28 protein-coding genes are annotated in these 26,283 nt (G+C 37.0%); 14 read left to right on the top strand and 14 right to left on the bottom strand.

All coding sequences use genetic code 11. From position 1 onward, the window contains the following. Nucleotides 1-2: 2 nt before the first annotated feature. The 13 genes from grpE (at nt 3) to ACZ430_RS06460 (ending at nt 12,724) form a co-directional block, all read left to right on the top strand. Nucleotides 3-602, top strand: coding sequence for a nucleotide exchange factor GrpE (gene grpE, locus ACZ430_RS06520; RefSeq protein ID WP_297209850.1), 600 nt, complete (start codon nt 3-5; stop codon nt 600-602). 23 nt (nt 603-625) lie between these two features. After that, on the top strand, nt 626-2,524 hold the full coding sequence (gene dnaK / locus ACZ430_RS06515) for a molecular chaperone DnaK (protein ID WP_297209853.1): 1,899 nt from the start codon (nt 626-628) through the stop codon (nt 2,522-2,524). Continuing rightward, a complete protein-coding gene (gene dnaJ, locus ACZ430_RS06510; RefSeq protein WP_297209855.1) occupies nt 2,521-3,621 on the top strand; it encodes a molecular chaperone DnaJ in 1,101 nt (366 codons plus the stop codon). The genes dnaK and dnaJ overlap by 4 nt, the downstream gene beginning before the upstream one ends. 82 nt (nt 3,622-3,703) lie before the next feature. Further along, nucleotides 3,704-4,624, top strand: a complete 921-nt coding sequence (locus ACZ430_RS06505; protein ID WP_297209858.1) for a metal ABC transporter substrate-binding protein — start codon at nt 3,704-3,706, stop codon at nt 4,622-4,624. After that, on the top strand, nt 4,614-5,363 hold the full coding sequence (locus ACZ430_RS06500) for a metal ABC transporter ATP-binding protein (protein WP_297209861.1): 750 nt from the start codon (nt 4,614-4,616) through the stop codon (nt 5,361-5,363). The genes ACZ430_RS06505 and ACZ430_RS06500 overlap by 11 nt, the downstream gene beginning before the upstream one ends. After that, a complete protein-coding gene (locus ACZ430_RS06495) occupies nt 5,363-6,157 on the top strand; it encodes a metal ABC transporter permease (RefSeq protein ID WP_297209864.1) in 795 nt (264 codons plus the stop codon). Before ACZ430_RS06500 ends, ACZ430_RS06495 begins: the two co-directional genes overlap by 1 nt. 54 nt (nt 6,158-6,211) lie before the next feature. After that, a complete protein-coding gene (aroA, locus tag ACZ430_RS06490; protein WP_297209867.1) occupies nt 6,212-7,504 on the top strand; it encodes a 3-phosphoshikimate 1-carboxyvinyltransferase in 1,293 nt (430 codons plus the stop codon). Next, nucleotides 7,501-8,169: a (d)CMP kinase gene (cmk, locus tag ACZ430_RS06485; RefSeq protein ID WP_297209871.1), complete on the top strand. Its 669-nt coding sequence runs from the start codon at nt 7,501-7,503 to the stop codon at nt 8,167-8,169. Before aroA ends, cmk begins: the two co-directional genes overlap by 4 nt. Nucleotides 8,170-8,192: 23 nt before the next feature. Continuing rightward, nucleotides 8,193-9,035, top strand: a complete 843-nt coding sequence (gene ispH, locus ACZ430_RS06480) for a 4-hydroxy-3-methylbut-2-enyl diphosphate reductase (protein WP_297209873.1) — start codon at nt 8,193-8,195, stop codon at nt 9,033-9,035. A 19-nt stretch (nt 9,036-9,054) separates the two neighbouring features. Next, the gene (locus tag ACZ430_RS06475; protein WP_297209876.1) at nt 9,055-10,650 is read left to right on the top strand and encodes a 30S ribosomal protein S1; all 1,596 of its coding nucleotides are present in this window, start codon (nt 9,055-9,057) and stop codon (nt 10,648-10,650) included. Continuing rightward, the gene (gene sppA, locus ACZ430_RS06470; RefSeq protein ID WP_464910443.1) at nt 10,650-11,510 is read left to right on the top strand and encodes a signal peptide peptidase SppA; all 861 of its coding nucleotides are present in this window, start codon (nt 10,650-10,652) and stop codon (nt 11,508-11,510) included. The genes ACZ430_RS06475 and sppA overlap by 1 nt, the downstream gene beginning before the upstream one ends. A 13-nt stretch (nt 11,511-11,523) precedes the next feature. Then, a complete protein-coding gene (locus ACZ430_RS06465) occupies nt 11,524-11,802 on the top strand; it encodes an HU family DNA-binding protein (RefSeq protein WP_297209882.1) in 279 nt (92 codons plus the stop codon). A gap of 1 nt (nt 11,803) precedes the next feature. Beyond that, nucleotides 11,804-12,724 carry an ABC transporter ATP-binding protein gene (locus tag ACZ430_RS06460; protein WP_297209885.1) on the top strand — a complete coding sequence of 307 codons (921 nt, stop codon included), beginning with the start codon at nt 11,804-11,806 and terminating at the stop codon, nt 12,722-12,724. 33 nt (nt 12,725-12,757) lie between these two features. Here the strand turns inward: ACZ430_RS06460 and ACZ430_RS06455 are convergent, their stop codons facing one another. The 10 genes from ACZ430_RS06455 to ACZ430_RS06410 all read right to left on the bottom strand — a co-directional run bounded on the left by ACZ430_RS06455 (nt 12,758) and on the right by ACZ430_RS06410 (nt 21,315). Then, nucleotides 12,758-14,008: a SufB/SufD family protein gene (locus ACZ430_RS06455; protein ID WP_297209888.1), complete on the bottom strand. Its 1,251-nt coding sequence runs from the start codon at nt 14,006-14,008 to the stop codon at nt 12,758-12,760. Continuing rightward, entirely contained in the window at nt 13,999-14,727 is a 729-nt protein-coding gene (locus ACZ430_RS06450; RefSeq protein ID WP_366934787.1) for an ABC transporter ATP-binding protein, read from the bottom strand. The genes ACZ430_RS06455 and ACZ430_RS06450 overlap by 10 nt, the downstream gene beginning before the upstream one ends. Nucleotides 14,728-14,768: 41 nt before the next feature. Then, nucleotides 14,769-15,668, bottom strand: a complete 900-nt coding sequence (locus ACZ430_RS06445) for a radical SAM protein (protein WP_464910442.1) — start codon at nt 15,666-15,668, stop codon at nt 14,769-14,771. Next, on the bottom strand, nt 15,661-16,230 hold the full coding sequence (locus ACZ430_RS06440; RefSeq protein WP_297209899.1) for a flavodoxin family protein: 570 nt from the start codon (nt 16,228-16,230) through the stop codon (nt 15,661-15,663). Before ACZ430_RS06440 ends, ACZ430_RS06445 begins: the two co-directional genes overlap by 8 nt. A 42-nt stretch (nt 16,231-16,272) precedes the next feature. Then, nucleotides 16,273-16,767, bottom strand: coding sequence for a rubrerythrin family protein (locus ACZ430_RS06435; RefSeq protein WP_297209902.1), 495 nt, complete (start codon nt 16,765-16,767; stop codon nt 16,273-16,275). Nucleotides 16,768-16,781: 14 nt separating this feature from the next. Beyond that, the gene (locus ACZ430_RS06430; protein ID WP_297209905.1) at nt 16,782-17,996 is read right to left on the bottom strand and encodes an FprA family A-type flavoprotein; all 1,215 of its coding nucleotides are present in this window, start codon (nt 17,994-17,996) and stop codon (nt 16,782-16,784) included. Nucleotides 17,997-17,998: 2 nt separating this feature from the next. Then, complete coding sequence (locus tag ACZ430_RS06425; RefSeq protein ID WP_297209907.1) at nt 17,999-18,415, bottom strand: ferritin-like domain-containing protein; 417 nt, start codon at nt 18,413-18,415, stop codon at nt 17,999-18,001. Nucleotides 18,416-18,442: 27 nt separating this feature from the next. After that, nucleotides 18,443-18,955, bottom strand: a complete 513-nt coding sequence (locus ACZ430_RS06420; protein ID WP_297209910.1) for a transcriptional repressor — start codon at nt 18,953-18,955, stop codon at nt 18,443-18,445. Between the two features lie 101 nt (nt 18,956-19,056). Then, nucleotides 19,057-20,757: a DUF2207 domain-containing protein gene (locus tag ACZ430_RS06415; protein WP_297209912.1), complete on the bottom strand. Its 1,701-nt coding sequence runs from the start codon at nt 20,755-20,757 to the stop codon at nt 19,057-19,059. Between the two features lie 12 nt (nt 20,758-20,769). Continuing rightward, nucleotides 20,770-21,315, bottom strand: coding sequence for a LemA family protein (locus ACZ430_RS06410; protein WP_297209915.1), 546 nt, complete (start codon nt 21,313-21,315; stop codon nt 20,770-20,772). A gap of 122 nt (nt 21,316-21,437) precedes the next feature. Here ACZ430_RS06410 and ACZ430_RS06405 point away from each other — a divergent pair, with 122 nt between their 5' ends. Further along, the gene (locus tag ACZ430_RS06405) at nt 21,438-22,295 is read left to right on the top strand and encodes an HDOD domain-containing protein (RefSeq protein WP_297209918.1); all 858 of its coding nucleotides are present in this window, start codon (nt 21,438-21,440) and stop codon (nt 22,293-22,295) included. Nucleotides 22,296-22,362: 67 nt separating this feature from the next. Here ACZ430_RS06405 and ACZ430_RS06400 read toward each other — a convergent pair whose 3' ends face one another. Genes ACZ430_RS06400 through ACZ430_RS06385 form a run of 4 tightly spaced genes read right to left on the bottom strand, consistent with a single transcriptional unit; the run spans nt 22,363 to nt 26,208 of the window. Further along, complete coding sequence (locus tag ACZ430_RS06400) at nt 22,363-22,746, bottom strand: response regulator (RefSeq protein ID WP_297209921.1); 384 nt, start codon at nt 22,744-22,746, stop codon at nt 22,363-22,365. A 34-nt stretch (nt 22,747-22,780) separates the two neighbouring features. Continuing rightward, a complete protein-coding gene (locus ACZ430_RS06395) occupies nt 22,781-24,331 on the bottom strand; it encodes an alkaline phosphatase (protein ID WP_297209924.1) in 1,551 nt (516 codons plus the stop codon). A gap of 12 nt (nt 24,332-24,343) precedes the next feature. After that, nucleotides 24,344-25,516 (bottom strand): ceramide glucosyltransferase, encoded by a 1,173-nt coding sequence (locus ACZ430_RS06390; protein WP_297209926.1) that lies wholly within the window; start codon nt 25,514-25,516, stop codon nt 24,344-24,346. A 2-nt stretch (nt 25,517-25,518) separates the two neighbouring features. Then, nucleotides 25,519-26,208, bottom strand: a complete 690-nt coding sequence (locus tag ACZ430_RS06385; protein ID WP_297209929.1) for a PHP domain-containing protein — start codon at nt 26,206-26,208, stop codon at nt 25,519-25,521. Nucleotides 26,209-26,283: the final 75 nt, after the last annotated feature.

Raw genomic sequence — 26,283 nt, 5'->3', positions numbered from 1 at the left:
CCATGGAAAATATAAGAGAAGACTCTTTGAGTGAAAATAAACAATCGGAAGAGTTAAAATATGAAGGCGCTGCCATTGAGGACAAACCGCGAGATGCTGCAGAGAGTCTTCAGGCAGAACTGGCTGAGCAAAAAGATAAGTATTTGAGGCTCTATGCAGAGTTTGAAAACTATAAAAGAATGGCTCATAGAGAGAGGGAGGAATTAATAAATTTTGCCAATGAAAAGCTAATTAAAGATTTGCTTCCTGTTCTTGATAACTTGGAGCTTGCTTTAAAGCATGCCTCTGGGGAGGATAGCTCTAAGTGGATTGAGAGTATGAAGAAGGGTGTTGAGAACACTCTTAAAGAGTTTTTCAGGATTCTTGAGAAATACGGTGTAAAACCAATTGAATCTCTTGGACAGCCCTTTAATCCTGAGGTTCATCATGCTGTAACTACCGTTGAGACCGAAGAGAAAGAGGAAAACATTGTTGTAGAAGAATTAAGAAAAGGATACTTTTATAAAGACAAACTTCTCAGAGAGCCCCTTGTGGCAGTATCAAAAAAACCGAAACCCTCTGAGGAGACAAGCTCACACCCATCGGGTGTTGAAAATCAATAATTAAAATAGAGGAGGATTGCGCTATGGGAAAGGCAATAGGAATAGACCTGGGCACAACAAACTCTGTTGTGGCAGTAGTAGTAGGCGGTGAGCCTGTAGTAATTCCCAATCAGGAAGGACAGAGGACAACACCCTCTGTTGTAGCCTTCACTGATAAGGGAGAAAGACTTGTTGGTCAGGTTGCAAAAAGACAGGCAATTACAAACCCTGAAAATACTATTTTCTCCATAAAGAGACTTATGGGAAGGAAATACAACTCTCAGGAAGTTCAGGAGGCAAAGAAGAGACTTCCCTACAAGATTGTGGAAGCACCAAATGGAGATGCCCATGTGGAGATTCAGGGTAAGAGATACTCTCCACCAGAGATATCGGCAATGATTCTTCAGAAGCTAAAACAGGCAGCAGAGGACTATCTTGGCGAGCCTGTTACAGAGGCAGTTATCACTGTGCCTGCCTACTTCGATGACAGTCAGCGTCAGGCAACAAAGGACGCAGGAAGAATTGCTGGTTTGAATGTTCTAAGAATCATCAACGAGCCTACAGCTGCAGCCCTTGCCTATGGACTTGATAAGAAAAAGGAAGAAAAAATTGCCGTTTACGACCTCGGTGGCGGAACCTTTGATATTTCTATTCTTGAGATTGGTGAAGGCGTAATAGAGGTTAAGGCAACAAACGGAGATACTTATCTCGGTGGCGATGACTTTGACATTAGAGTAATGGACTGGTTGATTGATGAGTTCAAAAAGCAGGAAGGCATTGACCTTCGTAAAGACAGAATGGCTCTTCAGAGATTAAAGGAAGCTGCAGAAAGGGCAAAGATTGAGTTGAGCTCTGCCATGGAGACAGAGATAAACCTTCCCTTTATTACAGCCGATGCTTCAGGTCCAAAACATCTACTAATGAAACTTAGCCGTGCAAAGCTTGAGCAGCTTGTTGACGACCTTATTGAGAAAAGTCTTGAACCCTGTAAAAAGGCTCTCTCCGATGCAGGACTTTCTACTTCTCAGATAGATGAAGTTATACTTGTGGGAGGACAGACAAGAACTCCAAAAGTACAGAAGGTTGTACAGGATTTCTTTGGCAAAGAGCCTCACAAGGGAGTTAATCCAGACGAAGTCGTAGCAGTTGGTGCAGCAATTCAGGCAGCAATTCTTAAAGGAGAGGTTAAAGAAGTTCTCCTTCTTGATGTAACTCCTCTTTCCCTTGGAATAGAAACCCTCGGTGGTGTCTTTACAAAGATTATTGAGAGAAATACAACAATTCCAACAAAGAAGTCTCAGATATTCACAACTGCTGCAGACAACCAGACCGCAGTTACGATTAAGGTCTACCAGGGTGAAAGAGAGATGGCTGCAGACAACAAGCTTCTTGGTGTCTTCGAACTCGTAGGTATTCCGCCTGCACCAAGGGGAGTTCCTCAGATTGAGGTCACCTTTGATATCGATGCCAACGGCATTCTCCATGTCTCTGCAAAGGACCTTGCAACAGGTAAAGAACAATCAATAAAGATTACTGCATCAAGCGGTCTTACTGAGGAAGAGATTAAGAAGATGATAAGAGAGGCAGAGGCACATGCTGAAGAGGACAGACGGAAAAAACAGCTTGCCGAAGCAAGAAATGATGCCGACAACATGATTTATACTGTTGAGAAGACCCTAAGAGACATGGGTGATAAAATAACAGAAGATGAAAAGAAGAGAATTGAAGAGGCTATTGAAAAGTGTCGTAGAATTAAGGATACAAGCAATGACGTAAATGAAATAAAGGCAGCTGTTGAAGAGCTTGCCAGAACTTCTCACAAATTAGCAGAGGAGCTTTATAAAAAGGCTGGAGCAGGTGCTGGAGGCTCAGGTGCACAGAGTCAGTCTAAAAAAGATGACGATGTAATAGAGGCTGAGGTAGAGGATAAAGATAATAAATGAAAGACTACTACAGCATCTTAGGTGTTAGCCGGGACGCCTCTCAGGAGGACATCAAAAAGGCGTTCCGGCGCCTTGCCCGTCAGTATCATCCTGACCTAAACCCAGGAAACAAAGAGGCTGAGGAGAAGTTTAAAGAGATTAATGAGGCATACTCCTGCCTTAGTGACCCTGTCCGTCGGGCAAACTACGATAGATACGGCACTGCTGAAGGTCCTATGGGCAATGGCTTTGGTTTTGAAACCCATACGACCTTTACAGACCTCTTTGAGGATATCTTTGAGGGATTTTTCGGAAGCTTTGGATTTAAAAAACAGAGACCTACAAGGGGTGCTGACTTAAGATATGACCTTACAATTACTCTTGAAGAAGCAGCCTTTGGAGTGGACAAGGAGATTAACTATCAGAGATGGCAGGAGTGTGGTAGTTGTAACGGAAGTGGAGTAAAGCCAGGAAGTGCGCCCATTGTTTGTCCTTCCTGCGGAGGAACAGGATATGTTAGATACAATCAGGGATTCTTTTCCGTATCAAAAACCTGTACCAAATGTGGAGGAAAAGGCAAAATTATAAAAGACCCCTGCCCTGATTGTTCTGGACTTGGAAAAGTAAAAATAGAACACTCTCTTAATATTAAAATTCCTCCGGGCGTTGATACGGGAACGAGATTGAAGGTAACTGGAGAGGGAGAGCTCGGAGAAAACGGTGGTCCAAGAGGTGACCTTTACATTTACATTAACGTTAAGGAGCATGAATATTTCAGGAGAGAAGGCACTAATATTCACTGTTCTGTGCCAATATCATTTGTTAAGGCCGTTTTCGGAGGAGAGATTGAAGTTCCAACTCTTGATGGGAAAGAAAAAATCTATATACCACCGCAAACACCTTCTGGAAGAGTTTTTAAGATAAAAGGTAAGGGGTTACCAAGAGTTGGGAGTAATCACAGAGGAGAACAGATTGTAACTGTATACATTGATGTTCCCAAAAAATTAACTCAAAGGCAACGGGAACTTCTTGAAGAGTTTGCAAAAGCTTCGGGCGAAGAGATAAAAAAAGGAGCTAAAGGCTTCAAAGAAAAGCTGAAAGACATCTTCTCCACTTGAGAAAAAATTTATAAAAATATAGACACTTAGAAGTAACAATTAATGATTTTTCGAATATTGTCTTTTAAAGGGAGGTTATACTATGTATCTCTCTAAGCCCCCAAAAGTTATATTTTATGGAGTAGTCCTATTTGTAATCATAGGATTAATCTCTCTTCAGGGATGTGCTAAAAAAGAGGAGAAATCAGAGATAAAAACTTCTGTTATTAAAGCATACACGAGCATTTTTGCCCTTGAGCAGTTTATTAAAAGTTTGCTTCCCGACGCTTTTGTTGAGACAATCCTTCCCTCTGGTGTTGACCCCCATCATTATGAACCATCCTTAAAAGACGTTCGGAAACTTTACAGTGCCGATGTAATCTTATATATTGGCGATACAGATGTTGACCGTTGGATTGACAATCTGAGGAAAGAACTTTCTTCTAAGGGTGTAAGACTCATAAGACTTAAAGATATTATTCCCATGAAGAACTACAGTGGTTCAAGGGAGTTAGACCCTCATATATGGTTAGACCCCCATCTTGTTCTTGAAATAGCAGATAGAGTAAAAAACGAACTTATTAAGCTCTTCTCTGATAGAAAATCTCTTATCGAGAAAAATTTTCTCAGCTATGAACAGAGACTAAGAGAGCTTGATAGGACATATAGAGAAACTCTTTCAGGATGTTTACTTAGGGATGTGATTACAACTCATGAATTTTTGAATTATCCCGCAGATCGATATGGATTTATCTCACATTTTATAGTTCATGAACCAGAAGATGAGCCTTCTCCGAAAAGAATAAAGCATTTGAAGGAGATTATTAAAAAGAATTCCATAGAATATATCGTCACTGAACAGGAAGGAGATAGAATTGCCAGAACACTCTCTCAAGAAACAGGGACAAAGATATTGTATTTCAATACCTATCACGCAAAAACAGAAAGAGATTATATTTCCGTAATGCAGGATAATCTAAAAGTTCTTTCAAAGGCTCTAAAATGCAAAAAAGATGACCGATGAAAAATTAAAAATCTTAAATTCGAAAAAAGTTTCACTTATAGACATTTCTCATGTCACCTATGCTACTAACGGAGTTACCATACTCGAAGATATAAACTTTCAGGTAGAAGAGGGATGCTATCTTGGAATAGTCGGTCCTAACGGTGCAGGGAAAACAACTCTTTTAAGATTAATTCTTGGTTTAATAAAGCCTAAAACAGGTAAAATTTTAATAAAAGGATTTGAACCGGAGGCTTACATAAAAAACGAGCCAATAGGATATTTGCCTCAAAGAATTTCCCAAAACATTTATGAAATGCCTCTCACTGTTGAAGAACTTGTAAGAAGCGGAACTGAGAAGTCTGACAGAGACACTGTTGAGTGGGCAATGAGTTTGTTTAAAATAGAACATCTTCACAAAAAGCCATTAAGAGAGCTTTCAGGAGGAGAAAGACAAAAAGCTTTTTTAGCAAGAGCTGTAGTTGTTAAACCGAGAATACTGCTATTAGACGAGCCAACAACAGGTATAGACCCTCACTCTCGTGACGACCTTCTTGATATCCTTGAAAGACTAAACAGAGATTTTGGTGTATCAATCTTGGTTGTCACTCATGACATAGCAACCTTTACCCACGAGTCTAAATGTCTGCTATGTCTTAACAAGAGGATGGTATGTCTTGGTGAGCCTCAGAAATTACTAAAAGAGGAATATATGAAAATGCTCTATCCCTCATATGTCTCTTTTCCACACAAGAGATGATGGAAATTTTTGAATTAGACATATTAAAGAGAGCCTTTTGGGTGGTAACGCTAATTGCTCCAATTGCTCCTCTTATTGGAGTTTTTTTGATTTTTAGAAGATATGCCTTTTTTGCTGATACTCTTGCCCATGTTGGTTTTCTTGCAATTGCTCTAAGCGTTTTTCTCAATCTAAACTCATTGCTTATACTTGTGGCTTTGAGTATAACAGTAGCAGTCTCGGTTGAACATTTAAGAACAAAAGGCAAGCTTCCTGCAGAAGGTTCTCTTTCTCTTTTCCTTTATGCAGGTGTTGCCCTTTCGGTGCTTTTGATAACTCTCTCTGGGAAGTCAGCTTCGGTTATGAGCATTCTTTTTGGTAGCCTATCTACAACATCTCAAGAGGATTTATATTTAATTCTCTGTGGTTCTATTTTATGTATTTTTTTTCTGATAAAATTTCACAAAAAAATGTTGAATTTATGCATTGACGAAGAGATTGCACAGGCAAGTGGCATAAATATCTCTTTTCTAAAGATGATTTTTGCTATTACTGTAGCAGTTTGCATTTCCATATCAATAAAAACTATGGGTGCATTATTGATAGGCTCTCTTATGTTAATCCCAGTATTAAGTGCCATGCAAATAGCTAAAAGTCTACGCTTTACTGCTATTATGTCTGTTATATACTCTGTTTTTTCTTCCTATGCCGGCATCTTTCTTTCTTACTACTCAGACATTCCACTTGGTGCATCAATATCTGTTATATTAATTTCTCTTTTCATCTTTTCCTTTATATTTAAAAGAAGCCGATAGCCATTAGAAGAAATTTTTAATCTTTTCGGTTTATAATATTTTTTAATCTTTACGATGGACAGGGTTATAAAAAAAGCTAAGCAACTAAGAGGGCAAATAGTCACGCCTCCTGACAAATCCATATCCCACAGGGCAGTAATTTTTGCCTCTTTGGCAAACGGTAGTTCAGTAATAAAGAATTTTCTGTGGGCAAAAGACCCCCTCAGCTCTCTTAATTCAATGAGACTTCTGGGAGTAGATATTGAAATAACCGAAACAAAAGAGATTGTTGTTCACGGAAAAGGATTAAAGTCGCTAATAGAGCCTGATAATGTTATTGATTGTGGTAATTCAGGCACAACTATGAGACTTTTAAGCGGAATTCTTGCGGGACAATCCTTTTTTAGCGTTCTTACAGGCGATGACTCTTTAAGACAGAGGCCGATGAAAAGAATAGTTACTCCTCTATCTCTCATGGGAGCAACTATTATGGGCAGGGATGAAAATCGACTGCCTCCTCTTGCTATAAAAGGAGGTTCTATAAAGGGTATAGATTACGATATGCCAATTGCAAGTGCACAGGTAAAAAGTGCTATTCTTCTTGCAGGCCTTTTTGCTCAAGGTAAGACCTCGGTCTCTGAACCTTATAAAAGCAGAGACCATACAGAGAAGATGCTAAAAAGCATGGGAGCAGAGTTAGAAATAGACGGCAATAGGATTGAAATATCTCCCTTAAGAGAAGAATTAAAACCATTAGATATAAGTATTCCAGGAGATTTTTCGTCAGCTGCCTTTTTTATAGCCGCTGCCTCATTGGTTAAAGATTCAGAAGTATTAATTAAAGATGTATGTCTGAACAATACAAGAACGGGTTTAATGGATGTCTTAATTAATATGGGAGCAAACATATCAGTAATAAACAAAAGGGAGCAAGCAGGAGAACTTCTTGGTGACCTTTTAATCAGAAGTAGCGAGAAGTTAAAGGGAACTTTAATTGAAGGGAATATCATTCCGCGACTAATAGATGAATTTCCAATTCTCTGCGTTATTGCCTCGCAGGCAGAAGGAGTAACTATAATAAAAGACGCAAAGGACTTAAGGGCTAAGGAGTCTGACCGAATCAAAGCAATGACAACTGAGTTAAATAAAATGGGAGTTGATATACACGAGTTAGATGACGGCGTAGAGATTAAGGGCCCTTGTAAAATAAAGGCTGCCGAAGTTTACTCTTATAAAGACCACCGAATTGCTATGGCTTTAAGTATAGCGGGGCTTATAGCTGATGGTGAAACTAAAATAAAAGATGCCGAATGTGTTGATATATCCTTCCCTGAATTTTACAATCTTCTGGAGATGCTTCAGCATTGAAAAAGGTAATAGCTATTGATGGTCCTTCTGGAGCAGGTAAAAGCACTGTTTCAAAAACAGTGGCAAAGGCATTGAATTTTTTTTATCTTGACACTGGTTCACTTTACAGAGCGGTGGCATATTATTTTTTTAAGAAATTTGGTGATGCAGTGGAATTTTCCTCTATAAGTGAAGACGTAATAAAAACCGAGCTTTCTTACATTGAAATTAATTATGAAAATGGAAGAGTTTGCCTTTCAGGTGAGGATATATCATTGGCAATTAGAGAACCACGAGTTGGAATTATTACCTCCCAACTTTCAGCTATGCGACTTATAAGAGATTTTCTTCTCCCCATTCAGCGACAATTTGCTGAACGCTATGACACTGTTGCAGAAGGTCGAGACATGACAACAGTAGTCTTTCCCGATGCTTGGAAAAAGTTCTATCTCGATGCCTCACCAGAGATAAGAGCAAAAAGAAGATACGAACAACTTTTAATTCTTGGCAAATCAATAACCTTTGAAGAAGCTTTAAGAGACGTTATAGACCGAGATAAAAGAGACTCTACCCGAAAGGATGCGCCTTTAATAAGGGCAAAGGATGCCTTTTATATTGACACTTCCCTTTATTCCATCGATGAGGTTGTGTCAATAATTTTAAAAAAAGTTGCAGAGGATAACTGATATCTTGTATTATCAAAAACAGTATGAATGTAGAAATTGTTCTTGTTGAGGGTGCGGGGTTCTGTTTTGGAGTAAAGAGAGCAATTGATATAGCTTTCAAAGTAGCAAAAAAACATAAGGATGGCGTATTTACTTTAGGTCCTATTATTCATAATCCTCAGGTAGTTGAAAAATTAAAAGAACTTGGTGTCAATCCCATAGAGGATACAAGCGGACAAACTAACATAAAAACTCTCATAATAAGAGCTCACGGAATCTCAAAAGATAAGCTTGAAGAGTTAAAAAAGGGTGGCTATGAAATAATAGATGCTACCTGTCCATTTGTAAGAAAAGCCCAAAAAATAGCTGCAAAGCTGTCATCAGAAGGTTATCAGGTAGTGATAATTGGAGACAAAGAACATCCAGAGGTAAAGGGAATTTACAGTTATGCAGGAGATAATGCTGTAGTAATAAGTTCTGATGAAATACCCATATTAAATAAAAAAATAGGCATTATTCAGCAGACCACCCAGCCTTTCTCAAAGGTTAAAGATATTTTAAAAGGAATAATAAAGTCTCTAAATGAGTTTGAAGAAATAAGAACTTTCAATACTCTCTGTAATTTTACTGCAAAGCGTCTTGAATCTACTGAAAAAGTAGCAAAAGATGTTGATTTGATGCTTGTTATAGGCGGAAAAAACAGTGCCAATACAACACAGCTTGCAAATCTCTGTAGAAATATAGGAGTTAAAACCTATCACATAGAGGATACAAAAGAAATAGAAAGGGAATGGTTTAAAAATGTTAAAAAGATAGGCATTACAGCAGGGGCATCAACTCCTCAGTGGATAATTAATCAAATTATTGATAAAATAAAATGTTTATAAATAAAGGAGGAAGTGGAAGATGCAGAATCAGCTTAATGAAAGTCAAGAACTTGAAAGTCTCTATGAGAGTTCTCTATCACATGTAGAAAGGGGGGAAATAGTAAAGGGAAAAGTTATAGGTATAAGAAATGATGGAATAATTGTGGATGTAGGATATAAGTTTGAGGGAATTATCCCAATAAATGATTTTTCTCCAGAAGAACAAAAATCTATCAAAGAAGGAGATGAAATCGATGTTTTTATTGAAAAAATAGACGATGCTCAGGGTGCTATTTATCTTTCAAGAGACAGAGCTGTAAAAATAAAAGCTTGGGAAGATTTAATCGAATCTTCTCAAAAAGGATTACCCGTTGAAGTTACTGTCTTAGCAAAAACTAAAGGAGGTCTTCTGGCATCATTTAAGGGAATAAGAGGATTTATTCCAGCTTCACTTTTAGACTTAAAAAAACCTAAGGCTCTTGATGAATACACAGGCAAAACTTTTAAAGTAAAGATAGAAAAAATAGAGCCCCCTAAAAATCTGTATGGCAATTGGAAAAATCTTAAAACCTCGTTGGTTTTTTCAAGAAAAGCCTATCTTGAGCAGGAAAGAGAAAAGCTCAAAAAAGACCTAACAGACAAAGTTAAGGAAGGAGCAAGAATAAAGGGCGTAGTAAAAAATATAACCAATTACGGTGTTTTTGTTGACCTCGGTGGAATAGATGGTTTTCTGCATATTTCAGATATATCATGGGGAAAAGTTAAACATCCATCACAATTTTTTGAAATTGGCAAAGAATATGAGTTTGTGATTCTAAAGTCTGACCTGGAAAATGAGAGAATTACTTTAGGATACAAACAGAAAAAGACAGACCCGTGGGAAAACATAGATAAAAAGTATCAAGCTGGCATGAAGGTAAGAGGGAAAGTTACGAGAATTGAAGAGTTTGGAATTTTTGTTGAGCTTGAGGAGGGAGTTGAAGGGCTTATTCATCTAAGCGAACTTGACTGGGTTTCACCTAAAAATCCTTCATACTATGCAGATATTGATGATTGGTTAAATCTTAAGATTATAGAAATTGACAAGGCTAACAGAAAAATTTCTCTAAGTCTGAAACAATTAAAACCTAAACCCTGGGAGGTGGTTGCAAAGAGATATAAAGTTGGAGACATAGTAACTGGTAAAGTAAAGACTATAACAGATTTTGGAGTTTTTATAAGATTACCTGAAGGCGTTGATGGACTTGTTCACATCTCAGACATATCATGGACAAAACATGTTCAGCATCCTTCAAGTCTTTTTAAGAAAGGCCAGAAAGTAGAGGCAGTGATATTGAATTTCGAACCTGAAAAGGAGAAACTTTCCCTTGGTATTAAGCAACTTTCAGAAGACCCCTGGTTAAAGGAGATTCCTGAGAAATTCAAAGTTGGCGAGATATACAATGCTAAGGTAATAAAGAAAACTGAACATGGCTTATTTGTTGACTTAGAGGGAGTGGTTGAAGGCCTTGTCTATAATTCGGAGATAAGCAAAGACAGAAATGTTAAAGAAGGCGATGAGATAAAGGTGCTTGTAATAAAGGTTGACCCAGAGAAGAGAAAAATTGGTTTAAGTATGAAGAAGGCTGAGGAATAATGAAGAGTAGAAAGTTAAAAATTTTTTTGATAATCTTAGGAAGCATTTTTTTCATTAGTTTCCTTGCTACAATAATGGAAAGCGGTCTTTCAACTGGCAAAATTGCCATTGTAAATGTCAAAGGAGTTATTGTCGATTCAACGGCAATTGTTGAGGAGATTAAACAATACAAAAAAAATCCTTCTGTAAGAGCTATTATAATCAGAGTAGACAGCCCTGGTGGAGCTGTAGTTCCTTCTCAGGAGATATACGAAGAGATTAAGAGAACTACCAAAGTTAAACCGGTTGTTGTTTCAATGGGTTCAGTAGCAGCCTCGGGAGGTTACTATATCTCCTGTCCTGCTACTAAAATAATTGCTAATCCAGGAACTCTTACGGGTTCAATAGGCGTTTTAATGGAACTGCCTAATATAAAAGGATTGCTTGATAAAGTAGGCATTAAAGCAGAGGTTATTAAAAGTGGAAGATACAAAGACATGACCTCTCCTCTTAAGCCTCTTCAGAGTGATGAAAGGGAAGTGCTACAAAATCTTCTTGACGATGTTCATACTCAGTTTATAAATGCAGTAGCAGAAGGCAGAAAAATTTCCCTTGAAAGAGTTAAAAAAATAGCTGACGGAAGAGTTTTTACGGGAATAAAAGCAAAGGAAATAGGCCTTGTTGATGATGAAATAGGAGACTTAGACCATGCTATAAAAGTTGCTGCTCAGCTTGGTAAAATAAGAGGAGAACCTGATATAATCATGAAAAAGTCTACATTATTAAAAGATTTTTTAAAGGGAGATACAGAATCGATTATTAAAAAGATTTTGCCCCATTTGCAGCTTTACTATATCTATCGTCCACAAATAGAAAATTAAAAGGAGGTTACTTATGAAAAGGTCAGAATTGATTGAAAAGGTGGCTCAGAAAGTAGATATTTTGACAAAAAAGCAGATAGAAACAGTCATAGATATGATTTTTGACTGTATGAAAGAGGCTCTTTCAAAAGGAGAAAAGATAGAGATACGAGGATTTGCGAATTTTAAAATAAAAGAGAGACAAGGAAGAATTGCAAGAAATCCAAAAACAGGCGAGAAAATCACTGTTCCTCCCCAGAGAGCCATAAGTTTTAAGATGAGCAAGGCTCTCAGAGAAGCATTGAACAAGTGAAGTGATTTTAAGTGTTAAAAACCTCAGTATCTTATTTAAAGATGCTGTTTTCGTTGAAGACTTAAATTTTCAGATAAATAACAGTGAAATTTTCTCCATTGCAGGAGAGAGTGGCAGCGGAAAGACTCTCACAGCCCTATCATTAATAAATCTTTTACCTGATTTTTTCAGAGCAAAGGGAGAAATTATTTTTAATAATCAGAATTTGTTAGGGCTTAGTTTAGAAGAAATAAGAAAGATAAGGGGAAGACATATTTCCTTTATTTTTCAAGACCCTATGGTTTCTCTAAATCCTGTAATGAGGGTTGGACTGCAAGTTGCCGAAATGTTTATATATCATTACGGCATGAAAAAAGGTGAAGCCCTTGTAAAGGCAAGGGAGATATTTGATAAATTGCGGATTGCCCATGTTTTAGAGAGCTATCCCCATCAGCTTTCTGGTGGGATGCGGCAGAGAGTCATGATTGCAATGGCTATTGCCTGCAATGCAGAATTAATCATAGCCGATGAACCAACTACAGCCCTTGATGTTACTGTGCAGGAGGAGATTTTAGACCTTCTTTATTTGTTGGTTAAAGAGGAGAAAAAAGCATTAATTTTAATAACTCACGATATTAACTTAATCGGTGAATATGCCGATAGAGTTATGATAATGTATGCAGGCAAGGTTATGGAAATGGGTGCTGTAGAAGAGATATATAAAAATCCACTCCATCCCTATACAAAGGCTTTATTAGATTGTTTTCCTGAGGAAGGCAAGAAGATAAGAGCTATACCCGGTAACATTCCTCATCTAAAAAAATTACCAAAGGGATGCCCCTTCCATCCAAGATGTGTCGATAAAAGAGAAGATTGCAGCATTGTCGAACCTTCACTTGTTGAATTGAAACCAGGTCATTGGGTTAGATGTTTGCGAAGTTGACTTAAACAGGGGGGAACAGCCCCCCTGTTTTATTTAGAGGGATTCCTTTGATGTCATCTGTATGACTTCTTTAATATGTTTGTCTATTATTTCAGGCAGAAAGGGTATGTCAAGATTGAGAAATCCGCTTGTAATCAGGCTTGTTGCTTCATCTTTTGTCATACCTCTTGACATAAGATACTCAACCTGTTCTTCTGATATGGGTCCTATAGATGCTTCATGAGAAAGGTCTGCTCTGTCTGCACCGTGTGAGATAAGTTGAGGAATTGCATAAATTGATGCATCCTTTGAAAAGATTATACCTCTACAGTCAAGTCTTCCAATACAGTATTCATTTGTCTTTGCGATTAAGTCTCCTCGTGAATAGATAACACTCTTATGGTCTGCAATAGTTCTTGCCAGAGATTCACCCTTTGTATCTTTGCCTTCAAAAATGATTTTTGAACCGAGGTCTATGTATGAGTCTTTAAGACCATAGATAACTGTATTAAATCTCGCCGATGCTCTGTCTCCCTTGAGATATACGACAGGCGAAGATTGTATTGATTTTACAGGTTTAAGAAGGGCATAGTTGTTTACATAAACTCCGTCTTCTTCAACTACCACCGCTGTTCTTGGTCTTACATAAAAATTTTCTGCCCAGTTGTGAATCATTGTAAAAAATAGCTTCCCACCTTTCTTTACATAAAACTCGGAAATGCCAAGATGAATGCCCACTGCATCAGATTTAGACAGTGTGCATCCTGTTATGATATGAAGTTCTGCTCCTTCCTCTACGATTACTATGTTGTGAACATTCTGACTGATATAACCTTCTGCTATCATGAGGCAGGTCTGAAGAGGGTATTCGAGCTTTTGTCCAGGTAATATTCTTATAAAATAGCCATGGGTAGGATTTAATGCCACCTGAGCTGTGTATTTATCTGTGTCTGGTTGAACAATTCTCCAGAAATAATCTTCAAGCCAATCATAAGTCTGCACAGCTTCATTAGTGCTCATCAGCTCAACTTTTCCCTCATACAGTTTACTTAACTTCTTATAAACTACTGAGTGGTCCATCTGTATATATGAACCAGAACGCTCTTTTTCCTCTACATCGACACCAGCCATAAGGGCTGCCTCTTTTGCAAGTTCCGGTAATAGGTCAAGGCTTTCTATTTTTCCTCTTTCTATTAGTTTTTGAAACTGACTGAGGTCTATGTCCTCACCGTAAATGGCAGGCTTGTTTATTGCTGTTTTTGCTCGTTCTTCAATTTGTTTAATGTATTTTTTGCTTACTGGCATGTGAAGCACCTCCTGTATCCGTTTTTCTTTATCTCAGAGAGAATATCCCTTGGATTGCCTCTACACTGAAGCCTGCCGTTTAGAAGTATGTATCCTTTGTCTGGATTTATGTAGTCAAGGATATAACCTGTGTGAGTAATTATTATGGCACTTTTTTTAGGGTCTTTAATTCTTTGGCCTCTTCCAAGAAGCAGATTGGTCATCTCGCCAATCAAAACTATATTTTCTAAGTCAACGCCCGATTCGGGTTCATCTATGAAAACAAGTTCTGGCTTTTGCATGAGAAGTTGGAGAAGTTCTGCCCTTTTTACCTCTCCGCCAGAGAAACCATCATTCACATCTCGGTCTAAATGATTTGTTAAATTGAGCTTTTCTGCATATTGAAGTAATTCTTCCTCTTTGCTTCCATTTTTAATTATGTTAAGAAGCTTTCTGAGGCTTACTCCTCTTACAACAGGGGGTCTTTGAAAAGATATTCCCATTCCAAGCTTGGCTCTTTCAGATACATCCATGTGGGTTATGTCAACGCCTTTGAAGATTATCTTACCTTTTTCTATTTTGTATTTAGGAAAGCCCATGAGCGTCATGATAAAAGTGGTTTTACCAGCTCCGTTAGGTCCGAAAAGCACTGCAATCTCTCCATAATCCATAGAGAAATTAATGTCTTCAAGCACTTTTCTCCCTTCTACAGATACGTGGAGATTTTTGACCTTTAACATTTCTGCCATCTTCACTCCTCCTTGTATTTTTAAAGAATTAATCATTTTTCCTCCTTTCTACATCTCGGGTCTGATTTGTTATTTCTACCATAGTGAATAATGCTATGGGCAATACACCCACCCTTGCATTCATTATAAAAATGGCATATCTTATTATTGCATATATTACCTTCAAAATTTCTAAAAATATTGAGAAGTTCTGAAGATAAGAGTTGCTTTAAAGAGCTTTCAAAGATATTACCAAGTTTGTACTCTTTTAATCCTGCCAGAAGATAACAGGGATATACTGAACCATCTGGCATGAGGGTGATTTTTTCTAAACCTGCGGGACATCTGTAATCATTACCACCAATAAAGCCTTTACAGAATACTGCTTCTACATCTGTATAAAGAACTTTTATTTCTCTAATTTTTTCCATGAATTCATAAAAAGGCATGCTTTCAGGCATATCTCTTTCAGTTAGTGCATCCATGTAGATAAGATAATATTTAATTCCGTGATTTTTTGCAAATTCTAATAAACTTCTTTCTGGAAATTTATTTTTAGTCACAACAGTTTTAATCCATACTTTATGCTTCTCTATTAGTTCGAGCAGAGCTTTATTAGGAGTGTCATTGATGGATATGCCAATTTTAACTTTTCTATCTTTAAACCTGTTAAGAAAACTGTCTATCTCTTCGATTAAAGTTCCATTACTGCTGATTGTTACCTCCATGTCATTTTTTGTGGCTTTATCAATAAGCCTGCAGAGATGCAGATAAAGAAAAGGCTCTCCTCCAAGAATGTCAAGTTTGTAAATGTTGTTTTGAAGCATAGTTTTTATCAAGTGTTCAATTTTCTCTTCAGGAAAGTCCTTAGAATAATTTAGGTGTCTGCTAAAGCAAAATTCACAGGAATTGTTGCATCTCAGAGTTGGAAAAAACTGAACATATTCAATCATCTTTTAGGAGTTCTTCTGTTTCAGCGGTTACTTCCTTTAAAATGGAAGGAGTTTTTAATATCTCTCCTGCATTATCATAGCCTAAATAGGATAGGGTTTTGTGTGTTTTTATGTCTATTGTTCGTAAAAAGGCTTTAATCGTTGCTTCCGCACAGGTTGCTCCAATTTCACCTTTTTTCATGCCTCCTACAAGTATTACTAAAGCTTTTCTACTTTCATTTGAGTTAAACCTTTTGAGAACATACTTTTCATACCATAGACACTGACATCGGTCTATCAAAAGCTTTAGTTGAGCGGGAATACTGAAAAAGAATATGGGCGAGGCTATGATTATTCGTTGACTGTCTTTAAGTAAAGGATAGATTTTATCCATATCATCTCTGATTACGCAAACTCCTGTGGTGCTACAACCATTACAGGCATTGCATCCTGAAATATTTAATTCACAAGGGTTTATTTGTTTTATTTCATGTTTTTTGAGATTACAGATTCTTACTGCTTCGTCCAGCAGAATTTTTGAATTGCCAATTCTCGGTGAGCCATGTATAGCAAGAATTTTCACGACAGTAAATAAGCTCCCTCCGCATAGGAGGGAGCTTGAGTTTTATTCAATCTTCTTATACATTTTCTTAGGAGAACCGCAGACAGGGCATTTTTCAGGTGGTTCACCTTCAACTGTATGACCGCATACCTGACATACGTAGTAGTCGGTATCAAGTTTTTTGTCTATATTTTCAAGGGCTTTTTTGAAAAGCTCCGCATGGATTTTTTCAACTTCATTGGCAAAATAGAAACTTCTCTGAGCCTGTGCCTGACCTTCTGCCTCCGCATCCTTTAGCATTGGTGGATACATACTTTCAAACTCATAGGTCTCTCCCTTTATGGCAGTTTCAAGATTTTCCTTTGTGCTTTTAATTCCACCTGCAGCCCGTAAGTGATTTATTGCATGAACTGTCTCGGCATCGGCAGCAGCTTTGAATAACTTTGCTATGCCTGGGTAACCTTCCTCTTCAGCTTTTTTGGCAAAAGCGAGATATTTTCTATTTGCCTGTGACTCTCCAGCAAAGGCTTCCATTAAATTTTTGAGTGTTTTTTCCATTTCTACACCTCCTTTTAGATTTTTGCATGATAGTCTTTTAAAGCCTTGCCAAAGGCTATTCCAAATTCATAGCATTTGTTTAACTCCTCCTCAGAAGGTTTATATAAAACCCTGATGCCCGGCTCAAAAAGTTCAAGCTTCATAGCTCTTGCATATTCAAACATGTCTTTAACTGCCTCTCCTGACCATCCATAACTTCCAAAGGCTGAGAAAAGTCTGTTTTTAGGTCTAAGACCTTTGAGATAGGTGAGAAAATCAGCTACCGAGGGGAAGATATTGTTGTTTAATGTAGGAGAGCCGACAATAAGTCCTCTGTATTTCCAAATCTCTTTAATAGCCACACTTTTAGGCGTTGCCCGGAGTTTTATTATTTTTACGGGAATACCCTCAGATTCAATTCCTTTTGCAATTGGATATACCATCTGCTCAGTACTATGCCACATGGTATCATACACTATAACAGCACCAAGTTTTGCTTTTGCATCTACCATATCAGAATATAGTTTTAGCACTTTATCTATATGGGAACGCCAGATAACTCCGTGGTCAGGTGCTATCATTTCAACTTCAATACCGGACTTTTTAATTTCTTCAATCTTTGATTTGATAACATTACTATAAAGCATAAGAATGTTGGCGTAGTAGTCAATAACAGCATCTTCAAGCAAATCCATGGAGTGATTTTTTATAAATTCATCGTCAAATCTCTCCACTGAGGCGAGATGTTGGCCAAAGGCATCCTGGCTTATTAGAACCTTATCTTCCTTTATATAGGTAAACATTGAATCAGGCCAGTGCATCATTGGAGTCTCAATGAATATGAGGGTTCTTTTTCCGATGCTTATTGAGTCTCCTGTTTTTACTGTGTGCACTTTATATTTTGAAAGGTCAATAAACTTACTAAGCCCTTTTTTACCTTTCTCGGTCATGTAAATATTTGCTTGAGGAGCGTAGTAAAGAATTTGTTCAAGGCCTGTGGCATGGTCATTTTCAATATGGTTTATTATTATATTTTGAATTTTTTTAGGGTCTATTAATTTTGAGATGTTTTCTAATGATGTATGGGCAAAATCAAAGTGGACTGCATCAATAAGCGTAGGCTCATCATCCAGTATCAGATAATTATTGTAAGTTGTTCCTCTCGGAGTTTCATATCCGTGGAAATCTCTTATTGCCCAGTCAACAGCACCTACCCAGTAAATTCCGTTTTTAAGCTCAACAGGATTCATTTTTACTCCTCAAGAAGAGAGCTGAATTTGTCAAGATGTATCTCTTCTTCTTCAAGAATCTGCTCAAAGAGCTTTCTTGTTACATAGTCTTCCTCTTTCTCAGCGAGCTTTATGATTTCTTTGTATAGAGCAACTGCTTCTTCCTCAGCTTTTTTATCAATCTGAAGCATTTCTGTGAGATTTTTGCCAATTGTTATAGGGTCTGGTTGGGTTGTGGGTGTGCCTCCATAAAAGGCGATTCTTTCTGCAATTTTTTCGGCATGTAACATCTCATTAATTGCAAACTGTTTGAAAAGTGCACTTACAGGTTCGGCTTTAATTCCCTTTGCTAAGACATGCTGCCACATATACTGAATGCTTACTTGAAGCTCTCTTGCTACGGCTTTTTGTAATTTACCCATTAATTCATTGCTTATCATCTAAATACCTCCTTTAGGATTGATTTATTAAGGAAGTTTAATTTCTTCTAACTGCCCTCTACTTCCACAGGCAGGACATTTTTGAGGTTTATGTTTTGCTGTTCGGATGGTTCCACATTTTTTACATCGATATTCTTTTAAACCTGATGTTAAGTCTTCCCTGTTTTTACATCTTGGACACACAACATTTATCTTTAGGTGAGCATCAAGAATCTGAAAATCGGGCATAGAATTTTTCAGCTCAGGAATTTTAATCTCTGTAAAGATATCAAAAACTTTTTTACACTTTACGCATATGGCATGATGGTGTATATTAATGTCAGGGTCAAATCTTCTCTTTTCAGGGTCAACATATATCTCTTTTACCCTACCTGTTCTTTTTAGAAATTCGAGAACATTGTAAACTGTTGCTACAGACATTGTAGGATAGTCCTTCGATAGGGCATCATAAATATCTTCTGCTGAAGGATGTTCCTTATTTCCTTCGAGATACTTCAAAATAGCAATTCTTTGAGGAGTCCATTTAATTCTTGGCTTCATTAAAATAATTATAAATAATATCCCCTTATTTGTCAAATTTACCATGAAAGGCTATTCAATAATTAAGAAACAGCAAGAAAATAGGATAAGTTTCTTTAATGTTACCATGAGCCGCCACCACCTCCGCCACCGCCTCCACCTGAAAATCCACCTCCGCCACTGCTACTTCCTGAAGAACGAGGTGCAGAGGATATTATATCGGCTGCCTCTGTGGTGAAGGCATCAAGAGAGGAGGCAAAGGCTGATGGAGAAAAACTACCCCTGCTATGATACCATTCAGGAGGATTTACAAAGAGCCCTTCAAATGCTGTAGCCCATTTTTCAGCCTCCCCAAAGGCAATTGCAAAAGGAAGAGTTATTTGAAAAATCTCGGGAATTTTTTCTGGTGGAAAAAGCTTCTCAATGACGTTTTTTTCGACTTTGCTTATAAACTCCTCATATCCTTGAAGGTATTCTTTTAACAATGTTCCTCTATTTGTTTTTCGGGGCATAAACCTTCCAAGAATAAAAATAGATAAGGCAGTAAATAGACCTCCAATTAATATGGGAAAGGAAGGTTGTCCCTCATATTTTCCAAAGGCAGCGCTTATAAAAAATGTTGCAATAAAGGTTATGAAGGCAATTAAGGAATATTTGTTTTTCACACTCAAGGGATTTTCGGTAAAATAACCTTTTTGAGTTAGATTTTTGAATACTGACTTTGTAATTTTAGGTAAAGATTTATAAAATCTTTTCTTAAGCTCAGATAATTTTCGTCTTTTAGAGCCTTCAAAAATTGCATTTAAAATTATCACGTCAAAGTCTTTTTGTTGAAGGTCAGAATCAAAATCTTTTGTCCGTTCAAAGAGATAATCTCTCTTTTTGCCAAACAGGAATCTCTCTTCCTCTATTTCCGTAATTTTTATATATCCCCTTCTTGCTAAGTCTATTATCTCTGCGACGATATCTCTGGTGTCTGTTCTCTCATCAATTAAAGTGCCTGCTTCAAGGGGAGTTACATTATCAGGTGGGTAATACTGAACCTGTATTATCTCTCTACCTCCCGTATCTCTTCCATGTGTTCTCCACCAAAGATACATTAATACCAAGAGTAGTGGCATATAAAGTGCCAGATAAAGCCAAGGATTTTTCCAAAAAGGCAGACCAGATTGAATGTTTATAATCCCCGCTGGCCATCCCACTGCTACTGTCATGCCCTCATGGGGTGCAAGAGATTTTGTGAGTGCAAATACTACGGTATTGCCCTCTTTTTTTGCTTTACAATCTTTGCCTCGGCTTCCATATGCTCCTGTATAACAGGCAAACTGGATAGAGGGAGAATCAAAGGGAAGATAAACTTTAGTCACACCTTCTTTAATAGGCACTGCCCAGCCCGTTCCTATGGAGTTCCAGTATAGTTCGTCAATGTTGCCAAGGTTGTAGAGTGCGTATTTTACTCTGTAGCGTATTATATAAGTTTTTGCTCCTGTTACATAAGTGTTCGGATCACCTATCCGAATTCTTATGTTATTACCCCATTTAGACAATTTGATAGTGTAAGGCTGAATATTCTCATCTGTTACGAAAATGTCTGTTATCTCAAGTTTGTGTTTTTTACCATCAGGAGCATTGAAATCAAGAGGTATATCCCTATATATACCGTGTTTGCTTTCATGACCAAAATCAACATTAAGTTTTTCAACAATGTTTAAATCTCCGTTTTTCTCAACCGATATCTCAATTGTATATTTGTCTATTAGCCAACATTCAGCATTTGATGCAATAAAAATTGAAAGGAGAGAAAAGATGATAATTAATGCCATCAAAGCTCCTCCCTAAAATTTCACCTGAGGAACTGCCCTTTGGTCTTCCTCTGTTTCAAAAAATATTTTCGGTGAAAACCCCAAAGCTCCTGCTATTAAATTATTGGGGAAAATGGCAATTGCTGTGTTGTAATCTCTTATTACAGCGTTGAAATACCTCCGTGCCTGACTTATTGTTTCTTCTATTCTTGAAAGTTCCTCTTGAAGAGATTGAAAATTAGCACTTGCTTTGAGGTCTGGATAATTTTCAGCCAGAGCAAAAAGCTGCCTTAAAGCTTTTGTGAGCATGTTTTCTGCTTGAAACTTTTCTTCTTGAGAGGCTGCTCCTATTGCACTGTTTCTTAACTTAACAATTTCCTCGAGAGTGTTTCTTTCGTGGGAGGCATATCCTTTTACTGTCTCAACTAAATTTGGTATTAAGTCGTGTCTTCTTTTCAGCTGAACATCTACATCAGACCAGGCTTGTTCTGATAAAATCCGCAATTTAATCAATTTGTTATAAGTGAATATTAACCAAAGAATGATGAGGGCTATGAGGAATATTATTAGATAAATCATAGGCTTCCTCCTGTTTTTTCAAATTTTATCAATAAAGACGAATAAAGTCAATTGCTAAAGTATCGTTTTTATATTTGATATAGGAAATAATCTATAAAGCCTGGTAAAATACTATATACCTTATGGAGAGGGGAATTATTAACAAGGAAGAAATAGAGAGAATAATAGCTAAAACTATTGATATTCCTTCTCAAAGCACTATAGTTTTTAAGGTGCTGAACATATTTAAAAATGAGTTCACTTCCATCGAGGAAATTGAGGCGCTAATATCAAAAGACAAAGGTTTTACTGCAAGATTTATAAGGCTTGCAAACTCTCCGTTTTACGGTTTCAGTAGGAAAATAAAATCCGTAAGGGAAGCTCTTCTGCTTTTAGGCTTAGACACGGCTAAATCTTTAATTTTAGCAACTTCCTTAAGATATCTTTACAGACAGTTTGATACTTTTGAACAGGGTTTATGGGAACATAGTCTTGCCGTTGGAATTTGTTCGAGCTATTTATCGGAAAAAATCGGAGAAATAAAGCCTCAAGAAGCATTGGCATGTGGAGTTTTGCATGATATAGGAGTTGTTTTTTTAAAGAATGCTTTTCCTGATAAATATCAAGGCATTTATGAGAAAATATATGAAAGCGAAAGAAACTTAGAAGAAGTAGAGATAGAGTTGCTTGGATATGCTCATACAGATGTTGGGGCATATGTGGCGGAAAAATGGAACTTTCCAGAGGAAATAAAAGTCGCCATTCAGTATCATCACATAGACAATTCTTTTGAAGAAACTAAAGAAACCTTTGCACACATACATAATCTCGTTAGAATGTCTGACTTAATATGTATGAAACTTGGTATGGGCTTTAAAAAACCAATCAATTTGGAACTGGAAAATCAAAATTTGTTACTCCATGATTCTGTTAATTCAGAAGAATTTATGAAAAGCTTATTCTCCTTTTTCAGAGAGGAAAGAGCCTTATTGTTAAATTAATATGTTACGAAGAATCTCCTTCCAAGGAGGAGGGGCTTTACTGTAGAAGGAGACTCTTCGCTATTTTTTAGTTTGAATACCTATTTTTTCTAATGTAGGATGAGACTTTTTTGAAGAGTTGAAAAATATCTCCCTTTGAAATATAGTCTGCGACTCCCTTTGAAATCTTGAGTTTTCTCAGTTCAGATTCATCAAGAGAGGAATAAAAAAGAACAGGAATATTTCTCTCCTTAAGATGTTTATTTATAATGTCATAAAGTTGGTCGCCTGTTATTGCAGGCATTTTAACATCAAGAAGCACCATATCGGGCTCAGAAAATTTTATGCTATTTGTTGTCCCAAGCCAACCATAATTTTGAATTACCGTATATCCAACCTTTTCGAGAAGTTCTTTTGTAACCTGAAGGTCCTTTTCGTTATCGTCTATTAGCAGTATTTTTCCTCTTTTCATATCATCTCCCCATTCTATACAGTTTTGTAAAAAATTATGATATATGGAGTTTAAGGTGATTTTCCCATTCAGTCTCTGTTATTGCTTTAGCATAGGTCATCGCATCCTGTCTGTTCATTTTAGGATTTGAATATCTGATACCAAGATAGTTACACATTAAACTGTAAAGTTCTGTGTTATCTATGAGATTTTTAAGAGGAGGTATATTAAATTTTTTACTGTATACTAAAACAAGTTGGTCTTCGGCGGTGTGATTTGTTGATGTAAAGCCAATGTTGCCTCTTCTCTCCTTTGCAGGTTTCATTAGTTTTTCATTGTCATAATCGTAGATGCTTTTAGCAAGAATTTTTCCCATTGTTGCCTCAGGCTCATACCATATGTCGTTTATTACTATTTTTCTCTTCGAATGGAGTTTATTGTAGATTTCCTCTGCTTCTTCGGCAGAGATTTTGTGTTGAGTGTAAGTTTCAAACAAATCTCTTACAGTTTTTAAGTCTTGATTTTTCATCTTTTTAATTATGTATTCAAAGGATGCCCTGTTTTTATAATTCATCAATGCTTCTGTAGCATCGTTGTATTCAGGTCCTGTTCCATTAATTCCGTATCCTGAGTTTCCGTGGTCTGAAGTGACTATTAGAAGCACATGAGGATTTTTATTTACAAAATCCATTACAACGCCGATTGTTTTGTCAAGTTCGTAGCAGTCCATCATAGCTGCGTAAGCATCATTTGCGTGGCAAGCATGGTCTATCCTTCCTGCCTCAATCTGTAAAATGAAGCCCTTTCTGTTTTTAGCCAACTTCTGCAGAGCAACGGCTGTCATTTCGGGCAAAGTAGGTTCTTTCTTACCAAGTTTTTCATCATTGATTCTGTCTACGAAATAACTTATATGGGATGAGCTGAAAACTCCGAGAATTGGGCTTTCATCGGACATGCTTGACGTTAGTTCCTCTTTTGATTTTAGAACCCTGTAGCCTTTCTCTTTAAACAATGAATAAAGCTCTTTTTTATCCTTTCTTTTCTCTCCGCTCAGAAATCTATCCCCTCCACCCATTGCTACTGTTAGTCCTGAGTTTAGAAGGTCCATAGCTATACTTTCCTCGTCATCTCTGTTGGGATTATGGCTGTACCATGCAGCAGGAGTTGCATGGGTTACTCTTGTGGTAGTCACAAAGCCACAAGAAAGTCCATTGTCTTGTGCCAGTTGAAAGACAGTCTTTAGCTTTTTTCCATCAGGAAGACAGGCAAGGCTTCTGTTTATGGTCTTTGTGCCTGTAGCCCATGCTACAGAAGCTGGAGCAGAGTCGGTGACTACAGAAGATAGGGATGATGTGTTCTGAAGAAACATTCTTGTATTTGACTGTTGAAGAAGTATAGAGAGATTACTTTTTTCTTTGAATTTAAGTTCCATAAACTCACTCATTGCTTTCATTACACCAAGAGGCCATCCATCGCCCACAATGAATATAATTCCTTTGGCTTTTCCGCTTTCGTAATGTTTAACTTTTGCAAATATCTCTTCCGATGAGGCAACCAAGGTTATGAAGCTTGCCAGAGATGCTTTCAAAAAATCTCTTCTTTTCATCTAAACTCCCCCTTAACTTGCAAAAGCAGCTTTAAGCTTATTAAAAATAAGCCTTATTGATTTTCCCTTTTCATATGGCATTATTATGGTATTCCTTCCGATTGTGTATAAATTGTCTCTCCAGTTAATCTTGCAGTTAAAGAGAGGTATAAACCACATAAAGGCAGTTAGAAGGTCTTTAAAAGGGATTAAAATACTGGAAAGTCCTATTTCAGACTTAATAATTCTGCTTACATATAAATCAAACATTACTTTTAAGGACATTACGGTTAAAACGCCGATTATGGAAATTCTGGAGAATCCATCGAGTAAAGGTAGAAAAGAGCTTATAAAGACCGGATTACCAAGGGGTTCTGTAAAATATTTAAGACCGGCAATTTTCCATCTAATCTTTGCCCATCTGGTGTGTCTGTTGAAAAACCTTTTAATTGACCAGTATTCATTTACATTTTTTATAACATGACTACAAAGCACGACTTTTTTACCCTTTTCGTGCATTAATTTTCCTATTATGTAGTCCTCTGCAAGGACATCTTTAACAGAATTAAAGCCCCCTATTTCTTCGAAGTCTTTTTTCCTCATTAACATTGATTTACCAATACTGCAGGGCATTCGTAGAAATTTATCAAGAAAACAAACGCTCAGGATAATAAAGGAGTTTAACTGAAGATTTTCGAGTTTTGCTCCGAGACTTTTACCACCTACTCCCATTATTAAATTTGTTACTAAACCTGTATCCTTTGACATTGCTGCTACAGTTTTTCTTAAATAGTCTGGTTCAACAAAGACATTACTGTCACTTATGAGGAAATAATCGTAACTGGAAATTTCGTAGGCTTGAATCATGTTCTTTACCTTTGGATTAAGGGCTTTATGAGAGTTATCAACTACTATTTTTACAATATTAGGATATTTGTTTCTGATTTTTTCAGCTACTCTGTAAGCAGGGTCGTCTTTGTGTTGAAGAGACAGTATAAGTTCGTATTTAGGATAATCCTGTCGACAGAAACTTTCAAGATTATCGAATAAGTTGTCATCAATTCCTTTGAGAGGCTTAATTATAGATACAGGAGGAAGCTCAATTGCTGTGTAGTTTTCTCTTATCTTTTTTCTTAATGCCATAATCTGCAAGGCATAAACCATAAGGCTCATAGAAATTAAACCAATTAATAACCATAAAATCATTTTTACCCCCTAAAAAGTGTTATTGCCACACCTTTGTTAAGTTTTATGCATTTTTTTACTGACTCAATGTTTTTGTCACAATTAAGTAATGTCTTCCATGAATAAAGATGGCTTGGTTTATGGAAATCACTGTTAGCTATGTATGGATACTTCATCAGACTGATTACACTGAAGACATCATCTCTGTTTGCAATTTCCCATGCATCTATGTATTTGCCGTATTTATCTCTGTTGTTCCATAGGTATAGAGTGTTGCGAATTTCGCCTTTCATCTGGTGGGGATGACAGGCAATTACAAGGGCATTCTGCTTTTTAGCTTCAAGAAAGATGAATTCATAGGATTCACAGGGAGGAATAAATTCTTTAATGTCGAGTATCAGTATATGGGCTGATTTTTCTGATGAAACATAATTTTTGCTTATCTCAACACCGGGAATAACGAGCATTTCATATTTATTCCATGCTCTTTCAGCTTCATACTTCACATGTTCAATATATTCATTGAAGTTTTTTTCTGTGATGGTAAGACCAAACTGATAGGCAAATTTGCCTATCATGCTGTCTCCGTTTACCACATGGTCTGTTATGGCTATTACATCAAATCCTGCCTGTCCGAAGATATCGATTACCTTTCTGAGTTCTACTGAACCGTCGGAGTATTTTGTATGGATATGAAAGTCACATAAAAGCATATTTTTAACTTAATAATAGCGCCAAGAAGTTACATAGAAGTTAAAGGCAGATTAATTTTCTGTTAAATTTAAGGA

Source organism: Thermodesulfovibrio sp. TK500a (assembly GCF_055381765.1).
The sequence above is the reverse complement of the archived record's forward strand: the minus strand, read 5'-3'. Positions and strand labels throughout refer to the sequence as shown.

Bases quoted from the DNA above. Each gene is read 5' to 3' on its own strand.
- ACZ430_RS06400 (WP_297209921.1), bottom strand. From the start codon at position 22,746: ATGAAAAGAGGAAAAATACTGCTAATAGACGATAACGAAAAGGACCTT.
- grpE (WP_297209850.1), top strand. From the start codon at position 3: ATGGAAAATATAAGAGAAGACTCTTTGAGTGAAAATAAACAATCGGAA.
- sppA (WP_464910443.1), top strand. From the start codon at position 10,650: ATGAAGAGTAGAAAGTTAAAAATTTTTTTGATAATCTTAGGAAGCATT.
- ACZ430_RS06475 (WP_297209876.1), top strand. From the start codon at position 9,055: ATGCAGAATCAGCTTAATGAAAGTCAAGAACTTGAAAGTCTCTATGAG.
- dnaJ (WP_297209855.1), top strand. From the start codon at position 2,521: ATGAAAGACTACTACAGCATCTTAGGTGTTAGCCGGGACGCCTCTCAG.
- ACZ430_RS06425 (WP_297209907.1), bottom strand. From the start codon at position 18,415: ATGATAAGCAATGAATTAATGGGTAAATTACAAAAAGCCGTAGCAAGA.
- ACZ430_RS06415 (WP_297209912.1), bottom strand. From the start codon at position 20,757: ATGGCATTAATTATCATCTTTTCTCTCCTTTCAATTTTTATTGCATCA.
- ACZ430_RS06430 (WP_297209905.1), bottom strand. From the start codon at position 17,996: ATGAATCCTGTTGAGCTTAAAAACGGAATTTACTGGGTAGGTGCTGTT.
- ACZ430_RS06445 (WP_464910442.1), bottom strand. From the start codon at position 15,668: ATGATTGAATATGTTCAGTTTTTTCCAACTCTGAGATGCAACAATTCC.
- ACZ430_RS06495 (WP_297209864.1), top strand. From the start codon at position 5,363: ATGGAAATTTTTGAATTAGACATATTAAAGAGAGCCTTTTGGGTGGTA.
- ACZ430_RS06385 (WP_297209929.1), bottom strand. From the start codon at position 26,208: ATGCTTTTATGTGACTTTCATATCCATACAAAATACTCCGACGGTTCA.
- ACZ430_RS06435 (WP_297209902.1), bottom strand. From the start codon at position 16,767: ATGGAAAAAACACTCAAAAATTTAATGGAAGCCTTTGCTGGAGAGTCA.
- ACZ430_RS06410 (WP_297209915.1), bottom strand. From the start codon at position 21,315: ATGATTTATCTAATAATATTCCTCATAGCCCTCATCATTCTTTGGTTA.
- dnaK (WP_297209853.1), top strand. From the start codon at position 626: ATGGGAAAGGCAATAGGAATAGACCTGGGCACAACAAACTCTGTTGTG.
- ACZ430_RS06505 (WP_297209858.1), top strand. From the start codon at position 3,704: ATGTATCTCTCTAAGCCCCCAAAAGTTATATTTTATGGAGTAGTCCTA.
- ACZ430_RS06500 (WP_297209861.1), top strand. From the start codon at position 4,614: ATGACCGATGAAAAATTAAAAATCTTAAATTCGAAAAAAGTTTCACTT.
- ACZ430_RS06465 (WP_297209882.1), top strand. From the start codon at position 11,524: ATGAAAAGGTCAGAATTGATTGAAAAGGTGGCTCAGAAAGTAGATATT.
- ACZ430_RS06390 (WP_297209926.1), bottom strand. From the start codon at position 25,516: ATGATTTTATGGTTATTAATTGGTTTAATTTCTATGAGCCTTATGGTT.
- ACZ430_RS06455 (WP_297209888.1), bottom strand. From the start codon at position 14,008: ATGCCAGTAAGCAAAAAATACATTAAACAAATTGAAGAACGAGCAAAA.
- aroA (WP_297209867.1), top strand. From the start codon at position 6,212: ATGGACAGGGTTATAAAAAAAGCTAAGCAACTAAGAGGGCAAATAGTC.
- ACZ430_RS06450 (WP_366934787.1), bottom strand. From the start codon at position 14,727: ATGTTAAAGGTCAAAAATCTCCACGTATCTGTAGAAGGGAGAAAAGTG.
- ACZ430_RS06405 (WP_297209918.1), top strand. From the start codon at position 21,438: ATGGAGAGGGGAATTATTAACAAGGAAGAAATAGAGAGAATAATAGCT.
- ACZ430_RS06395 (WP_297209924.1), bottom strand. From the start codon at position 24,331: ATGAAAAGAAGAGATTTTTTGAAAGCATCTCTGGCAAGCTTCATAACC.
- ACZ430_RS06420 (WP_297209910.1), bottom strand. From the start codon at position 18,955: ATGAAGCCAAGAATTAAATGGACTCCTCAAAGAATTGCTATTTTGAAG.
- ispH (WP_297209873.1), top strand. From the start codon at position 8,193: ATGAATGTAGAAATTGTTCTTGTTGAGGGTGCGGGGTTCTGTTTTGGA.